Raw genomic sequence first — 15007 nt, forward strand, 5'->3', positions numbered from 1 at the left:
CTGCGGCGCTGCAGTCGCGGTGAGCTGTTCGGCCCAGGTAACGCGCAACTGCCCGCCCCGAACATGCTGATGGTGGATCGCATCACCCATATCAGTGAAGAGGGTGGCAAGTACGGCAAAGGTGAATTGGTCGCCGAACTGGATATCAACCCTGACCTGTGGTTCTTCGCGTGCCACTTCGAAGGTGATCCGGTGATGCCGGGCTGCCTGGGTCTGGATGCCATGTGGCAACTGGTCGGCTTCTTCCTGGGCTGGCAAGGCCTGCCGGGCCGTGGCCGTGCGCTGGGTTCGGGCGAAGTGAAATTCTTCGGTCAGGTACTGCCGACCGCCAAGAAAGTCACTTACAACATTCAAATCAAGCGCGTCCTCAAGGGCAAGCTGAACCTGGCTATTGCCGACGGTTCGGTGTCTGTTGACGGTCGCGAAATCTACACCGCCGAAGGCCTTCGCGTCGGCGTGTTCACCTCCACTGACAACTTCTAAGGGTTATTCGCATGCGCCGCGTCGTTATCACTGGTCTGGGCATTGTTTCGTGCCTGGGCAATGACAAAGAGACCGTCTCCGCTAACCTGCGTGCAAGCCGCCCTGGCATCCGGTTCAACCCGGAATATGCAGAAATGGGTCTGCGTAGCCAGGTTTCCGGCTCCATCGACCTCAACCTTGAAGAGCTGATCGATCGCAAGATCTATCGCTTCGTCGGCCACGCAGCGGCTTACGCCTACCTGGCCATGAAAGACGCCATTGCTGACTCCGGCCTGACCGAAGAGCAAGTGTCCAACCCGCGTACCGGCCTCGTTGCTGGCTCCGGTGGTGCTTCCACGCTGAACCAGATGGAAGCGCTGGACATCCTGCGCGAGAAAGGCGTGAAGCGCGTTGGCCCATACCGTGTCACGCGGACCATGAGCAGCACCGTTTCCGCTTGCCTGGCCACGCCATTCAAGATCAAAGGCCTGAACTACTCCATCGCTTCTGCCTGCGCCACCAGTGCTCACTGCATCGGTACCGCCATGGAACAGATTCAGATGGGCAAGCAGGACATCGTCTTCGCCGGTGGCGGTGAAGAAGAGCACTGGAGCCAGTCGTTCCTGTTCGACGCCATGGGCGCTCTGTCCAGCAAGCGTAACGACACTCCGGAACTGGCTTCCCGTGCCTACGACAAAGACCGTGACGGTTTCGTCATCGCTGGCGGTGGCGGCATGGTCGTGGTTGAAGAGCTGGAACACGCTCTGGCCCGTGGCGCGAAAATCTACGCCGAAATCGTTGGCTACGGCGCGACGTCCGACGGCTACGACATGGTTGCCCCAAGCGGCGAAGGCGCGATCCGCTGCATGCAGATGGCGATGTCCACCGTTGATACCCCGATCGACTACCTGAACACCCACGGCACTTCGACTCCGGTCGGCGACGTTGCGGAAATGAAAGGTGTGCGTGAAGTGTTCGGCGACAAGGCACCTGCGATCAGCTCGACCAAGAGCCTGTCCGGTCACTCCCTGGGCGCTGCCGGCGTTCACGAAGCGATCTACTGCATGCTGATGATGGAAGGCAACTTCATTGCCGGCTCCGCCAACATCGACGAACTGGACCCTGAAGTGGCCGATCTGCCGGTGCTGACCAAGACCCGCGAGAACGCCACCATCAACACCGTGATGAGCAACAGCTTCGGCTTCGGCGGCACCAACGCCACGCTGGTACTGAAGCGCTGGGAAGGCAAGTAATTCCCCGAGCTTGAGCCACACATAAAAACGCCCCGACTGGTTCGGGGCGTTTTTTTTCGTCTGAAGAAAACTCCTGGCCCAACACAAATCCCCTATCTGATCGTTCCCACGCTCTGCGTGGGAACGATCAACGATGCGGAGCGTGGGAACGATCAAGATCGCAGCCTTCGGCAGCTCCTACACAGGGTTGCGTGCGTCTGGAAATGAAACTTCTGTCATGAAACTTTACCCCCTGCGACCGAATGTCGCGGTTTACGGGGGCTGCAGCACTGTTGCAAAAACCGCAACAACACATTGCATAAATCAGCCGTTTACTTAGCAAGCTAACAAAACATATAAAAGAGTCCTGCACACGCCTTGCTGCAGATAAACCAGAGATTGGAGCTAGCAGATGACTGTAAAAGTAACTGAACGCGACGATTCACACATGTCCCATGAAGGCGTAGCCGCGGGTATACGGATCTGGGATGTGCATCAACAAGACTTGCTGGTCGGCATGTTCCACAACGAGATCGATGCCCACAACTACAAGGCCGAACTGGAAGTGCAAGAACAGCAACGGGATCTACGATCCGCCTGACTCACCACTCTTCAGGGTTGCAGCCTGTCCCTTTCGGGGGGGCAGGCTGCAACAACATCAAAACCTTCACACCACGCGAATCACACTCAAATGAAGGTTGTCGTCGATTTCCTCCGAAGCTATTTCATCGACGATCAGCCCCTCCTCGAGTCTGACCACCTCACATGCACCACGGCCCATGCCGTCATTCCTGATCGAGTATTGCACGGCAGTCGGGTGCTGCTTGTCGTAGTCCAAGGACATGCCGCAGGCAATCAGAAAGTCGATTTTCACTTCAGGGATTTCAACTTCCTTATCCCGCTCACCTTCCCTCAGCACGGCATAGTCAAGGCACACGTTAATGCCGAACGGGCATCCCGGCACCAGGCTATTGATAAACAGCCCTTCGTATCCGTCAAAGTAACTGTGCTCCGCGCTGACGGAACTGTGATCCTTGACCTTGATGACAAACTCATCAAACAGCCTGAAGAACCAGAAACCATCTTCATTGCCAATATGCTGACCAAAATCGATGCCGGAAACATGACGCTTGGGCCACATCGACATCAACGGTATATCTGCCTCGTATTCTTTATTTGTGATGGTCAGCAAATAGTTGATGACCTCGTAATAACTTGCGTCACCCTCGCCTATCTTTACCAACGTCGCACAACTTCCCGCCAACAGTACAATCTTGCCATAGCGTTCCATCGGCAGATCTTTCATTAGCGACGAAATGTACGCGGGGACTTTTTCCAGGTAAGCGGTCGTTAGTTCGTGAAGCTCTTCTTCGCTGTCGACTTCACGCCAAGGGATATTCCAGAAAAACTCTGGCAAGGTGAAGAACAGACAGTCCGCGCCATCGTGATCCGCGGCAGCGGCCTTGGCGGCGATCCTGATCTTGCGGCGTACGTACTCGGCCCGCACATCCAGTTCGCTGATCACGTAATCGGTAATTGACTGGCCAGGCGCCCGCAACTCAAAAAACTGCGGTTCAAAAGTCGGTTGGCGCAACGAAGCAATGCTTAATAACATTAGCAATATCCTTATTCATTCAAGTTAATTCCATTTATTCTCCCCTACAAAAAAACCTATATAAAAATGCAACGCGCTGTTTATAAGCAGCGCAAAATCCTCACACTTCAAACACGTTAATTTCTGCCAAAAGAAAACCCGCCGATCGTATCGATACGAATCGGCGGGTTCAATCTATAAACACTTTCAAAGTACTAGCAAAGATGTAAGCCGCTAGAACATTAAAACCATTACCACATCAGATCATCAGGAATCTGATACGCCGCATACGGATCATCTTCGGTGCTGACTTCTTCGGTCTGCACGTTGAGTTGCACGACGCGCTGCGGATCGCGCTCCTGGATCTTCAGGGCCGCTTCACGCGGAATCACTTCGTAGCCGCCGGCATGGTGGACGATCGCCAGCGAACCGCTGCTGAGCTTGTTGCGCATCAGCGTGTTGACCGAGATCCGCTTGACCTTCTTGTCGTCGACGAAGTTGTAGTAGTCCTCGGTGGTCAGCTTCGGCAGACGCGAGACTTCAATCAGTTGCTTGACCTGAGCAGCACGCGCCTTGGCTTCAACTTTCTCCTGCTGTTGGCGGTTCAGCTCCTGGTCGCGCTTGACCTTCTCGGCCTTGGCTTCCTGAGCGGCGCGCTGTTGCGAGTCATCCAGTTCGATCTGGCCTTTATGCGCCAGACGCTGCTGCTTCTGCTTGTCTTTGCCGACCTGTTTGGCCTGCTTTTGGTTGACCAGGCCTGCTTTGAGCAACTGGTCGCGAAGGGAAATACTCATTAATGCTTACTCACTTGGGCAGTTGCTCAGCCGCAGCTGGGCGCATTCTTTTCCTGACGTTTGGCTTCGCCCCACAGGGCGTCCAACTCTTCGAGGGTGCAATCTTCTATGGGACGGTGGGTGTCGCGCAATGCCTGTTCGATAAAACGGAAGCGTCTTTCGAATTTGCTGTTGGCGCCACGCAGCGAAGTTTCCGGGTCGACCTTCAGATGCCGGGCAAGATTGACCACGGAAAACAGCAAGTCGCCGATCTCGTCCGCCACGGCGACAGGATCGTTTTGTGACATGGCTTCAAGAACTTCATCGAGCTCTTCGCGCACCTTGTCGAATACCGGCAAAGCCTCCGGCCAGTCGAAACCGACCTGCCCGGCACGCTTCTGCAGCTTGGCTGAACGCGACAAGGCTGGCAGCGTGGCCGGCACGTCGTCGAGCAGCGACAGTTGCTCGGGCGCAGTGGATTGCTCGGCGCGTTCTTCGGCCTTGATCTCTTCCCAGCGCTGCTTGACCTGTTCTTCGCTCAAGCGCGGAACGTCCAGCGGCGCGTACAGATCGCCCGTTGGGAACACATGCGGATGACGACGGATCAGTTTGCGAGTGATGCTGTCGATCACCCCGGCAAATTCGAAGCGCCCTTCTTCCTTGGCCAACTGGCTGTAATAGACGACCTGGAACAGCAGATCGCCGAGCTCGCCCTGCAAATGATCGAAGTCGCCACGCTCAATGGCGTCGGCCACTTCGTAGGCTTCTTCAAGGGTGTGCGGAACGATGGTCGCGTAGGTTTGCTTGATGTCCCACGGGCAACCGAACTGCGGATCGCGCAGGCGGCTCATCAGATGGAGCAGGTCTTCAAGGCTGTACATCATTTATCTCTCACCACAAAACCTTGTGGGAGCGAGCCTGCTCGCGAAAGCGGTGTGTCTGCAACAATGATGTCGACTGACACACCCTCTTCGCGAGCAGGCTCGCTCCCACAGTTGATCGGCGTCGATCTTCACGGGGTACGGTTACGCCGCGTTTCGATGATGTTCGGCAACTGCGATATACGCCCCAGCAACCGCCCCAGCGCGTCCAGACCCGGGATCTCGATGGTCAGGGACATCAACGCGGTGTTGTCCTCTTTGTTCGAGCGGGTGTTGACCGCCAGCACGTTGATGCGCTCATTGAGCAGTACCTGCGAAACGTCACGCAGCAAACCGGAACGGTCGTAGGCACGGATGATGATGTCCACCGGATAGGTGAGCACCGGCACCGGGCCCCAGCTGACCTGAATGATCCGCTCTGGCTCGCGCCCCGACAGTTGCAGCACCGAGGCGCAGTCCTGACGGTGAATGCTCACACCACGGCCCTGTGTGATGTAACCGACGATCGCATCGCCCGGCAGCGGTTGGCAGCAGCCGGCCATCTGCGTCATCAAGTTACCGACGCCCTGAATCTGAATGTCGCCGCGCTTGCCCGGTTTGTAACCGGTGGCTTTGCGCGGTATCAGTTCCAGCTGCTCGTTACCACGCTCCGGCTCGACCAGTTGTTGCGCGAGGTTGACCAGTTGCGCCAGACGCAAGTCGCCGGCACCAAGGGCGGCGAACATGTCTTCGGCGGTTTTCATGTTGGCCTTGTCGGCCAGCTTGTCGAAGTCCACCGCAGGCAGACCGAGGCGCGCCAGTTCGCGCTCGATCAGGGTTTTACCGGCGGCGACGTTCTGATCACGCGCCTGCAATTTAAACCAGTGAACAATCTTCGCCCGCGCCCGCGAGGTGGTGACGTAACCGAGGTTCGAGTTCAGCCAGTCGCGGCTCGGCGTGCCGTGCTTGCTGGTGATGATCTCGACCTGTTCACCGGTCTGCAGGCTGTAGTTGAGCGGGACGATGCGCCCGTTGATCTTCGCGCCACGGCAGTTGTGACCGATCTCGGTGTGCACGCGGTAAGCGAAGTCCAGCGGCGTCGCGCCTTTCGGCAAGTCGATGGCGTGACCGTCGGGGGTGAAGATGTAGACCCGATCCGGTTCGATATCGACGCGCAACTGTTCGGCCAGACCACCGATATCGCCCAGTTCTTCGTGCCACTCGAGCACCTGACGCAGCCAGGAGATTTTCTCTTCGTAGTGATTCGAACCGGATTTGACGTCGGTGCCTTTGTAGCGCCAGTGCGCGCAGACGCCGAGTTCGGCCTCTTCGTGCATCGAGTGCGTACGAATCTGCACCTCAAGCACTTTACCCTCAGGGCCGATCACCGCCGTGTGCAGCGAGCGGTAGCCGTTCTCTTTCGGGTTGGCGATGTAGTCGTCGAATTCTTTCGGGATGTGCCGCCACAAGGTGTGGACGATACCGAGCGCGGTGTAGCAGTCGCGCATTTCCGGCACCAGCACACGCACCGCACGCACGTCGTAGATCTGGCTGAATTCCAGACCCTTGCGCTGCATTTTGCGCCAGATCGAATAGATGTGTTTGGCCCGGCCGCTGATGTCGGCGTCAACGCCGGTGGCCTGCAATTCGTCCTTGAGCTGGGTCATCACGTCGGCGATGAAACGCTCGCGATCAAGCCGTCGCTCGTGGAGCAACTTGGCGATCTGCTTGTATTGATCCGGCTCGAGGTAACGGAAGGACAAGTCCTCCAGTTCCCATTTGATATGACCGATGCCGAGGCGGTGCGCGAGCGGCGCATAGATGTCGAACACTTCGCGGGCGACACGGTTACGCTTTTCATCGTCGGCGGTTTTCACCGCACGAATCGCGCAGGTACGTTCGGCGAGTTTGATCAGCGCGACGCGCACGTCGTCGACCATCGCCACGAGCATCTTGCGCAGGTTTTCCACCTGCCCTTGCGTGCCCATCACCATCGACTGACGCGGACTGAGGCTGGCGCTGATCGCAGCCATGCGCTGCACGCCGTCGATCAGTTTGGCCACCACCGGGCCGAAGCGCTGGCTGATGGCCGCGAGTTCGATCTGGCCTTCGCGCACGCCGCGATACAGCACCGCAGCGACCAGCGAATCCTGATCGAGTTTGAGGTCGGCGAGAATCTCGGCGATCTCAAGTCCCGTGCTGAAACTGCCGGAGCCTTCGGCCCACAGATTCTTCTTGGCATTGGACTGTTGTTCGGCCTCGCGAGCGAACTCGCAGGCTTCTTTCAAGGCTTCGCGATCCAGTGCCAGATCGACACTGACCGCGTGATCGAGCCAAGCCTCGAGATTGATACTGCCGTCAGTGTTGATCGGCTGGTGTGCTCTCACCTGTACCATCTTGCTTTACCTTCCCTACGACGCAGATTCAATGCGTCAAATCGCTGACCTCTACTGCCCGTTTGCGCTCGCGGGGCTGATGCGAGCGCTGCGCGGACAGGTCAGGCGGATTCAGACGAGCCGTCCTGGCTCGCTTCAAATAACGCCATGGCCTCGACATGTGCCGTCTGAGGAAACATATCGAGAATCCCGGCACGTTTTAACCGGTAGCCCTGCTTGATCAATTCGACCGTGTCGCGCGCCAGCGTGGCCGGGTTGCACGACACATACACCAACCGCTTCGCGCCCAGGGTCGCAAGCTTGCGTACCACCTCGAAAGCACCGTCACGCGGTGGATCCAAGAGTACCGCAGAAAAACCGTTTCCGATCCACTGAGCATGGCTCAAAGGCTGGGATAAATCGGCTTGAAAAAACTTTGTGTTATGCAAATTGTTACTAGCAGCGTTGGCTGCGGCGCGATCAACCATGGTCTGCACGCCTTCGACCGCAACCACTTCACGCACGGATTTAGCCAGCGGCAAGGCAAAGTTGCCGAGGCCGCAGAACAGATCCAGCACGCGCTCATCGCTGCCCGGCTTCAACCAGTCCAGCGCCTGCGCGACCATCGCCTCGTTGACGCCGGCGTTGACCTGAATAAAGTCGCCCGGCCGGTACGCCAGGTTCAAATCCCACTGCTCCAGGCGATAGCCCAGCGACTGCGTGGCATCGACCGGTTGCGGTTCGCCTTCGCCATGCAGCCACAGTTGCGCTTCATGGAATTGGCAGAAGTCCTTGAGGATGCTCAGATCCGCCTCGGACAACGGCGCCATGTGCCGCAGCAATACCGCCAGCGACGAGCCGCTGAACAACTCGACGTGACCCAACGCTTGCGGCTTGCTCAAGCGACGGAGCATCTCCGGCAAACGGGTCATGATCGGTTGCAAGGGCTGTACCAGCACCGGGCATTCGCTGATCGCGACGATGTCCTGACTGCCAGCCGCGCGGAAACCGACTTCGAGTTTCTTCGCTTTCATGTCCCAGCGCACCGCGATCCGGGCACGACGGCGATAGCCGAATTCCGGGCCGGTCAGCGGCGCTGCCCACTCTTCAGGTTCGACACCGGCAACGCGCGACAATTGCTCGGCGAGCATGCGCTGTTTCAGGGCAAGCTGTTCGCTGTGGGGCAAATGCTGAACGCTGCAACCGCCACAACGACCGGCATGCTGACACGGCGCCGGGCGACGCAGTTCGCTGGCGGTGAACACGCGCTCGGTGCGCGCCTCGACCACTTTGCCGTGGGCGCCGAGCACCCGCGCTTCGACCTCTTCACCGGCAAGGGCGCCGAGGACGAACCAGGTTTTGCCTTCGAAAAACGCGATACCGCGACCGTCATTGGCCAGGCGCTCGATGCTCAAGCGCTGCTTCTTGCCGGTCGGAATTTGCGGGGCCTTGCTGCCGCCAGTGGGCTGAAAGCGCAGGCCTCTCTCGTGCTTGGCCATCAGTTGGGCGCGTCGAAAATGCCGGTCGACAGGTAACGGTCGCCACGGTCGCAGATGATCGCGACGATCACCGCGTTTTCAACTTCTTTGGACAGGCGCAGCATCGCTGCCACCGCACCGCCCGAGGACACGCCGCAGAAGATGCCTTCTTCGCGGGCCAGACGACGGGTGACGTCCTCGGCCTCGCTTTGCGCCATGTCGACGATGCGATCAACACGGTCAGCCTGATAAATCTTCGGCAGGTATTCCTGCGGCCAGCGGCGGATACCGGGAATGGCCGAGCCTTCCATCGGCTGCAAACCGACGATCTGCACGTTGTCGCTCTGCTCTTTCAAGTAGCGCGAAACGCCCATGATGGTGCCGGTGGTGCCCATCGAACTGACGAAATGCGTGATGGTGCCCTGGGTCTGACGCCAGATTTCCGGGCCGGTGGTGGTGTAGTGCGCTTCAGGATTGTCGCCATTGGCGAACTGATCGAGCACCTTGCCACGGCCTTCGGCTTCCATACGCTGCGCGAGGTCGCGCGCGCCTTCCATGCCTTCTTCCTGACTGACCAGAATCAGCTCGGCACCGTAAGCGGTCATCGCCGCTTTGCGCTCGGCGCTGGAATTGTCCGGCATGATCAGGATCATCTTGTAACCCTTGATCGCGGCGGCCATGGCCAGCGCAATGCCGGTGTTACCCGAAGTCGCTTCAATCAGCGTATCGCCGGCATGGATCTGCCCGCGCAGCTCGGCGCGAGTGATCATCGACAACGCCGGACGGTCCTTGACCGAACCTGCCGGGTTATTCCCTTCGAGCTTGAGCAATAGGGTGTTGCTGGTGGCACCGGGCAGGCGCTGCAAACGCACCAGCGGAGTGTTGCCGACGCAATCGGCGATGGTTGGGTACTGCAAGGTCATGGCGTATTCGCAATCCAGACGTGCGGGGGCGCCTATCATACCGGCAAACCCGCGCAGGCCATATCACGCAAAGTACGGTGCTTATGGTTTATGGGAATAAGCAGCATTTGTCTCACCACTGGTGAGAGTTTTAAGGTGAATACTGAATCGAAGGGCCTCATCGCGAGCAGGCTCACTCCTACAGGGGATCGATGCTGTTCAGACGATCTGCGGTGAACGCAAATCCAATGTAGGAGTGAGCCTGCTCGCGATGGCGTCAGTCGGCGCAACACAATCATCCGCCATCAAGCGCAAATTCAGCCGCAACCCCGCCCCGCTATTCTCCGCCCAAATAAACCCGCCCTGACGCTGCACCGCATTGCGCGCAATGCTCAGCCCCAAACCAAACCCTCCGTCGCCGGGCCGCGAGCCGTCGAGTCGGGTGAATGGCAAAAAGATCCGCTGCAGATCCGCGTCAGCCACGCCACCGCCCTGATCCTCCAGCCACAAATGCCAGTAATCGCCATCACGCCGCCCATCGAGCCGGACGATCCCGCCTTCCGGCGAATGACGAATGGCGTTGCGCAGAATGTTTTCCAGCGCTTGCGCCAAGGTATTCAGATTGCCGCGCACCCAGCACGATGCCTCGACCGAACACTGCAATTGCAGGCTCGGCCAGCCGCTTTCGTAACAGGCGTTGTCGGTAAGCATTTCCCACAGCGCCTGAATCTGGATCGCCTCGTCCGGCAGTGGCGTGCGGTCGGTGTCGAGCCAGGCCAGTTGCAAGGTGTCTTCGACCAGCCGTTGCATGCCGTCGACTTCACGCCCGATGCGCTCGCGCAATTGCGGCAGACCTTGCTCACTTTCGCTGGCCACGCGCAGGCGGCTCAGCGGCGTGCGCAATTCGTGGGACAGGTCGCGGAGCAATTGCTGTTGCAGGGCGACGGTGGATTGCAGGCGTTCGGACATCGAGTCAAACGCCCTTGCCAGTTCGCCGAGCTCATCCGGGCGCTGGGTAATCCCGCTCGACAACCGCACATTCAATTGATCAGCACGCCAGGCGTTGGCCTGTTCGCGCAAATTATTCAGCGGCACCACCAGCAAGCGATACAACCCGACACACAACAGCAAAGTGAACAGTCCCGGAATCACGCCGTTGGTGATCACCCGCCAGAACACCCGATATTTGCCCGGCAGAAAACGCTCGGGCAATTCGATCACCAGACTGCCGGCGGCCGGGTCTTTGGGAAATGGAATGCGCAGCCACGGCCGCCCCTGTTTGTGAATCGGCCAGTCGAGGCCGCGCAAAAAGGTCAGGTGCTGGGTTTCCTGATCATTCAGCGGGTCGTTGCTCAGCGACTGCAAATTGCCGCCGATCACGCCGACCCAACTGGCCTCGCGCAATTCCATGCTCTGTAACCAGTCATCAATACCGCTGCGGCCGCCGCGCTGCCAGGCACGTTCGGCCTCCCCGGCATACCGCGCCAGCGTGCCGCGCGCCTCATCGGAGAGAAACTGATTGCGCTCCTCCATATAGCGGCCCCACGACCAGCTCAGCCAGATCATCAGCAGGCAGAAAGCGACCAGCAGACAGGCGAGTTTCCAGAACAGCGAATGGCGGCCCGGCAGTTCAGACAGTTTCATCGGCACCGCTCAGTACATAACCCTTGCCCCACACCGTGCGCACTTCCCGCTCGGTGTAACCGATGGCTTTGAGTTTGCGGCGGATCTGGCTGATGTGCATATCGAGGCTGCGATCGTGGGCCGCGTAGCCGCGTTGCAAAACGTGCTGATAAAGGAAGGCTTTGCTCAGCACTTCTTCATCATTGCGGTTGAGGGTTTCCAGCAGACGGAATTCGCTGCGGGTCAGCCCGGCAGGTTGATCGCGGAAAAACACGTCGCACTGTTCATCGTCAAAATGCAGCGCGCTGATCGTCGCGGCAGGCGCACTCGCCGCCGGACGTCGATCCAGCGCGACCCGGCGCAGGATCGCTTCGATGCGCACATGCAGCTCGGCCATGCTGAACGGCTTGGGCAGATAATCATCCGCGCCCAGTCGGAAACCGCTGATGCGATCCGCCTCGGCACCCAGGGCCGACATCAGCAGCACCGGCGTCGAATGGCTCTGGCGCAATTGCGTCAGCACGTTCAAACCGTCCATGCCCGGCAGCAGAATATCCATCAGCACCACGTCGAACGGCTGGCGCTTGGCAATGTTCAAGCCCTCCTGACCGTTCTGGCACCAGGTCACCTGAAAGCCGCTGCGGCCCAGATGTTCGTGAACATAGGCGCCGAGCACCGGATCGTCCTCGATGGAAAGTATGCGTGGCTGGCCAACGGAAACAGGAGTCATGAGTATCTGCAAGTCATTCTCAGTTGAGGGCGATTATTCAAGATTGCCGGGCATCGGGCAACTGATGGTTAGCCCTTCGGACAAACGAGCACCCACACGCTGACCGATGGCGACACCATTTTTCCGGAGATTGCCCGCGAGCAAATCGCTACACTGCGCCAATGTCGCGTGCCGGATGCACGCATGAGTCAACAGATCAGCGGGATGCAGGAGATAGGCGTGCTCAAGAAACTGGGAATCAAAGGTCGCGTGTTGTTGCTGACCTTGTTGCCGACCAGCCTGATGGCGCTGGTGCTGGGTGGCTATTTCACCTGGATGCAGCAGTCCGACTTGCAGAGCCAATTGATGCAGCGCGGCGAAATGATCGCCGAACAACTGGCCCCGCTGGTCGCGCCCGCCATGGGTCACGGCAACAATGAGTTGCTCGAGCGCATCGCCACGCAATCCCTTGAACAACCCGACGTGCGCGCGGTGACGTTCCTAGCGCCGGATCGCTCGCCGCTGGCCCACGCCGGGCCGACCATGCTCAATCAGGCGCCGAGCGGTGACAGCGCGCAACTGCAACGACGCAGCGGCAATGATGCGACGCGTTACCTGATGCCGGTGTTCGGCAAGCACCGCAACCTCGCCGGCGAACTGATCCCGGCAGAGTCCGATCGCCTGCTCGGCTGGGTCGAACTGGAGCTGTCGCACAACGGCATGTTGCTACGCGGTTATCGCAGTCTGTTTGCCAGCCTTCTATTAATAGTCGCCGGTCTGGCCGGTGCCGCGCTGCTCGCGTTGCGCATGGGCCGCACCATCAACCGTCCGCTGGGCCAGATCAAACAGGCCGTCGCACAACTCAAGGACGGTCATCTGGAAACCCGTCTGCCGCCGCTCGGCAGTCAGGAACTGGACGAGCTCGCTTCCGGCATCAATCGCATGGCCGGCACCCTGCAGAATGCCCGCGAAGAGTTGCAGCACAGCGTCGATCAGGCCACCGAAGACGTGCGCCAGAATCTGGAAACGATCGAGATCCAGAACATCGAACTGGATCTGGCGCGCAAAGAAGCGCTGGAGGCGAGCCGGATCAAATCCGAATTCCTCGCCAACATGAGCCACGAGATCCGCACGCCACTCAACGGCATTCTCGGCTTCACGCATCTGTTGCAGAAAAGCGAACTGACCCCGCGTCAGCTCGATTATCTGGGCACCATCGAAAAATCCGCCGACAGCCTGCTGGGGATCATCAACGAGATCCTCGACTTCTCGAAAATCGAGGCCGGCAAACTGGTGCTCGACCATATTCCATTCAACCTGCGCGACCTGTTGCAGGACACCCTGACCATCCTCGCCCCAGCCGCGCACGCCAAGCAATTGGAGCTGGTCAGTCTGGTGTATCGCGACACGCCGCTGTCGCTGGTCGGCGATCCGCTGCGCCTCAAGCAGATCCTTACCAATCTGGTCAGCAACGCGATCAAGTTCACCCGCGAAGGCACCATCGTCGCCCGCGCCATGCTCGAAGAAGAGCACGAAGACAGCGTGCAACTGCGCATCAGCATTCAGGACACCGGCATCGGCCTGTCGAATCAGGACGTGCGCGCACTGTTTCAAGCGTTCAGCCAGGCCGACAATTCGCTGTCGCGCCAGCCCGGCGGCACCGGGTTGGGGCTGGTGATTTCCAAACGCTTGATCGAGCAGATGGGCGGCGAAATCGGCGTCGACAGCACGCCGGGCGAAGGTTCGGAATTCTGGATCAGCCTGAGCCTGCCGAAAACCCGTGATGATGCCGAAGACCTGCCCGCCGCGCCGCTGCTCGGGCGCCGCGTGGCGGTGCTGGAGAATCACGAACTGGCGCGTCAGGCCTTGCAGCATCAACTGGAAGATTGCGGCCTCGACGTCACGCCGTTCAATACCCTGGAAACCTTGACCAATGGCGTCACCGGCGCACATCAGACCGATCAGGCGATTGATCTTGCGGTCATCGGCATCACCAGCAACGACATGCTGCCGGAGCGTTTGAACCAGCACATCTGGGATCTCGAACACCTCGGCTGCAAAGTGCTGGTGCTGTGCCCGACCACCGAACAGACACTGTTCCATCTGTCGGTGCCCAACCCGCACAGCCAGTTGCAGGCGAAACCGGCGTGCACGCGCAAGTTGCGTCGCGCCCTGTCCGATCTGGTCAATCCGCGCCAGATGCGCAGCGAACCGGGCGAGCCGTTGTCGAGTCGTGCGCCGCGTGTGCTGTGCGTCGACGACAACCCGGCAAACTTGTTGCTGGTGCAGACCTTGCTCGAAGACATGGGCGCCAAAGTCCTCGCGGTCGAGAGCGGTTACGCCGCCGTCAAAGCCGTGCAAACGGAATCCTTCGATCTGGTGCTGATGGACGTGCAGATGCCCGGCATGGACGGGCGCCAGAGCACCGAAACCATTCGCCAGTGGGAAAGCGAGCGGCATTGCACGCCGCTGCCAATCGTCGCCCTCACCGCCCACGCGATGGCCAATGAAAAACGCGCGCTGCTGCAAAGCGGCATGGACGATTACCTGACCAAACCGATCAGCGAGCGGCAACTGGCGCAAGTGGTGTTGAAGTGGACCGGTCTGGCGTTGCGCAATCAGGCGCCGGATCGACTCAGCGACAGCGCTGCGCTCAACCATGAATTGCCGGTGCTCGATCACGACGAAGGTTTGCGTCTGGCCGCCGGCAAAGCCGATCTGGCGGCGGACATGCTGGCGATGCTGCTGGCCTCGCTTGAAGCCGACCGCGAAGCGATTCGCACGGCCCGCGACAGCCACGATCAAAACGCTTTGCTCGAGCGCGTGCATCGCCTGCATGGCGCCACCCGTTACTGCGGCGTGCCGCAATTGCGCGCGGCCTGCCAGCGCAGCGAAACCCTGCTCAAGCAAGACGACCCCAAGGCCTCGGCAGCGCTGGATGAACTGGAACGCTCGATCAATCGCCTGGCCACCCAAGCGAAGATCAGCGCCTGACCCAG

The 15007-nt window shown here is 59.4% G+C and carries 12 protein-coding genes; 4 read left to right on the forward strand and 8 right to left on the reverse strand.

The features are described 5' to 3' along the window. From fabA to ACIOMO_RS18720, 3 genes are all read left to right on the forward strand, one after another. The coding region (gene fabA, locus ACIOMO_RS18710; protein ID WP_401242753.1) for a 3-hydroxyacyl-[acyl-carrier-protein] dehydratase FabA at positions 1 to 483 on the forward strand (483 nt) is incomplete at its 5' end. Between the two features lie 11 nt (positions 484 to 494). Continuing rightward, on the forward strand, positions 495 to 1715 hold the full coding sequence (fabB, locus tag ACIOMO_RS18715; RefSeq protein WP_053122750.1) for a beta-ketoacyl-ACP synthase I: 1221 nt from the start codon (positions 495 to 497) through the stop codon (positions 1713 to 1715). Positions 1716 to 2106: 391 nt separating this feature from the next. Continuing rightward, complete coding sequence (locus tag ACIOMO_RS18720; RefSeq protein WP_008079144.1) at positions 2107 to 2295, forward strand: hypothetical protein; 189 nt, start codon at positions 2107 to 2109, stop codon at positions 2293 to 2295. Between the two features lie 66 nt (positions 2296 to 2361). Here ACIOMO_RS18720 and ACIOMO_RS18725 read toward each other — a convergent pair whose 3' ends face one another. From ACIOMO_RS18725 to ACIOMO_RS18760, 8 genes are all read right to left on the reverse strand, one after another. Further along, positions 2362 to 3309: a hypothetical protein gene (locus tag ACIOMO_RS18725; RefSeq protein ID WP_401242756.1), complete on the reverse strand. Its 948-nt coding sequence runs from the start codon at positions 3307 to 3309 to the stop codon at positions 2362 to 2364. Positions 3310 to 3539: 230 nt separating this feature from the next. After that, complete coding sequence (locus ACIOMO_RS18730) at positions 3540 to 4082, reverse strand: DUF2058 domain-containing protein (RefSeq protein ID WP_401242759.1); 543 nt, start codon at positions 4080 to 4082, stop codon at positions 3540 to 3542. Positions 4083 to 4108: 26 nt separating this feature from the next. Continuing rightward, positions 4109 to 4942 carry a nucleoside triphosphate pyrophosphohydrolase gene (gene mazG / locus ACIOMO_RS18735; RefSeq protein ID WP_401242887.1) on the reverse strand — a complete coding sequence of 278 codons (834 nt, stop codon included), beginning with the start codon at positions 4940 to 4942 and terminating at the stop codon, positions 4109 to 4111. A 131-nt stretch (positions 4943 to 5073) separates the two neighbouring features. Then, positions 5074 to 7317, reverse strand: coding sequence for a GTP diphosphokinase (relA, locus tag ACIOMO_RS18740; protein ID WP_053122760.1), 2244 nt, complete (start codon positions 7315 to 7317; stop codon positions 5074 to 5076). Positions 7318 to 7418: 101 nt separating this feature from the next. Beyond that, on the reverse strand, positions 7419 to 8795 hold the full coding sequence (gene rlmD / locus ACIOMO_RS18745) for a 23S rRNA (uracil(1939)-C(5))-methyltransferase RlmD (RefSeq protein WP_212543816.1): 1377 nt from the start codon (positions 8793 to 8795) through the stop codon (positions 7419 to 7421). After that, complete coding sequence (cysM, locus tag ACIOMO_RS18750) at positions 8795 to 9697, reverse strand: cysteine synthase CysM (protein WP_053122764.1); 903 nt, start codon at positions 9695 to 9697, stop codon at positions 8795 to 8797. Before cysM ends, rlmD begins: the two co-directional genes overlap by 1 nt. Positions 9698 to 9895: 198 nt before the next feature. Next, on the reverse strand, positions 9896 to 11320 hold the full coding sequence (locus ACIOMO_RS18755; protein ID WP_401242762.1) for a histidine kinase sensor domain-containing protein: 1425 nt from the start codon (positions 11318 to 11320) through the stop codon (positions 9896 to 9898). Beyond that, a complete protein-coding gene (locus ACIOMO_RS18760; RefSeq protein WP_159814985.1) occupies positions 11307 to 12029 on the reverse strand; it encodes a response regulator transcription factor in 723 nt (240 codons plus the stop codon). The genes ACIOMO_RS18755 and ACIOMO_RS18760 overlap by 14 nt, the downstream gene beginning before the upstream one ends. A gap of 219 nt (positions 12030 to 12248) precedes the next feature. Between ACIOMO_RS18760 and ACIOMO_RS18765 the strand changes: the two genes are divergently transcribed. Beyond that, positions 12249 to 15002 carry a response regulator gene (locus tag ACIOMO_RS18765; RefSeq protein WP_053123306.1) on the forward strand — a complete coding sequence of 918 codons (2754 nt, stop codon included), beginning with the start codon at positions 12249 to 12251 and terminating at the stop codon, positions 15000 to 15002. The last annotated feature ends 5 nt before the right edge of the window (positions 15003 to 15007 follow it).

Source organism: Pseudomonas sp. NPDC087804, from assembly GCF_044742965.1.
GTDB lineage: Bacteria > Pseudomonadota > Gammaproteobacteria > Pseudomonadales > Pseudomonadaceae > Aquipseudomonas > Aquipseudomonas rustica.

Bases quoted from the DNA above. Each gene is read 5' to 3' on its own strand.
- fabB (WP_053122750.1), top strand. From the start codon at position 495: ATGCGCCGCGTCGTTATCACTGGTCTGGGCATTGTTTCGTGCCTGGGC.
- ACIOMO_RS18720 (WP_008079144.1), top strand. From the start codon at position 2,107: ATGACTGTAAAAGTAACTGAACGCGACGATTCACACATGTCCCATGAA.
- ACIOMO_RS18725 (WP_401242756.1), bottom strand. From the start codon at position 3,309: ATGTTATTAAGCATTGCTTCGTTGCGCCAACCGACTTTTGAACCGCAG.
- ACIOMO_RS18730 (WP_401242759.1), bottom strand. From the start codon at position 4,082: ATGAGTATTTCCCTTCGCGACCAGTTGCTCAAAGCAGGCCTGGTCAAC.
- mazG (WP_401242887.1), bottom strand. From the start codon at position 4,942: ATGTACAGCCTTGAAGACCTGCTCCATCTGATGAGCCGCCTGCGCGAT.
- relA (WP_053122760.1), bottom strand. From the start codon at position 7,317: ATGGTACAGGTGAGAGCACACCAGCCGATCAACACTGACGGCAGTATC.
- rlmD (WP_212543816.1), bottom strand. From the start codon at position 8,795: ATGGCCAAGCACGAGAGAGGCCTGCGCTTTCAGCCCACTGGCGGCAGC.
- cysM (WP_053122764.1), bottom strand. From the start codon at position 9,697: ATGACCTTGCAGTACCCAACCATCGCCGATTGCGTCGGCAACACTCCG.
- ACIOMO_RS18755 (WP_401242762.1), bottom strand. From the start codon at position 11,320: ATGAAACTGTCTGAACTGCCGGGCCGCCATTCGCTGTTCTGGAAACTC.
- ACIOMO_RS18760 (WP_159814985.1), bottom strand. From the start codon at position 12,029: ATGACTCCTGTTTCCGTTGGCCAGCCACGCATACTTTCCATCGAGGAC.